General features: G+C 65.6%; 1 protein-coding gene. It reads left to right on the forward strand.

Annotation, left to right across the window (positions count from 1 at the left end):
- Positions 1–435: hypothetical protein (locus ACTWQN_RS38050; protein WP_443208531.1), on the forward strand; the 435-nt coding region annotated here is incomplete at its 5' end.
- Positions 436–558: the final 123 nt, after the last annotated feature.

Below are 558 nucleotides of genomic sequence, written 5' to 3' on the forward strand. Positions count from 1 at the left end.
CCTGCCCGCGTTGCTGTACAGGCGCATTCTGACCCCCGTGCTTTGACCGTCATGCCGTTTCTTTCCCCCATGTCCCGATCGTCGTCGGCATCGCCCCTGTTGCGGCGTTCCACGCGATTGCTGATTGCCGTAGCGGCGCTTGCCGCGCTGGTGACATTGCCGCGCGCGCATGCCTCAACCCAGCCGAGCGCACCGGCTGCTGCCGAGCCGCCGGCACCAGCTTCAGCAACTGCAACCAAGACCGGAAAGGAAGGCAAGGTCCCCACCTGCCAGGCCATCATGCAGCGCCTGTCAGGCAGCCTGGCCGGCACGCCCAGCCGCGCCGATAAGCCTGGCGCGGTAATGGTCGACTTCGAAAAATCCGGCGTGACCATGGCCTGCAGCCACTCCGACGCCGTCGCCATTCCGGTTCCAGGCAACGCCAAGCCACGATGACCACCGCCGCAATCGCACGCGGTGTACTTGCCGGCATGCTGGCCGGACTGGCCATGACTGTTTTCAGCGCGATCGGCGCCGAACGCTGGATCACGCTGCCCGATCAACCGGACAGCTATGCAT

The sequence above is a fragment of the Saccharopolyspora antiqui genome (genome assembly GCF_052246905.1).
Classification (GTDB): Bacteria; Actinomycetota; Actinomycetes; order Mycobacteriales; family Pseudonocardiaceae; genus Saccharopolyspora.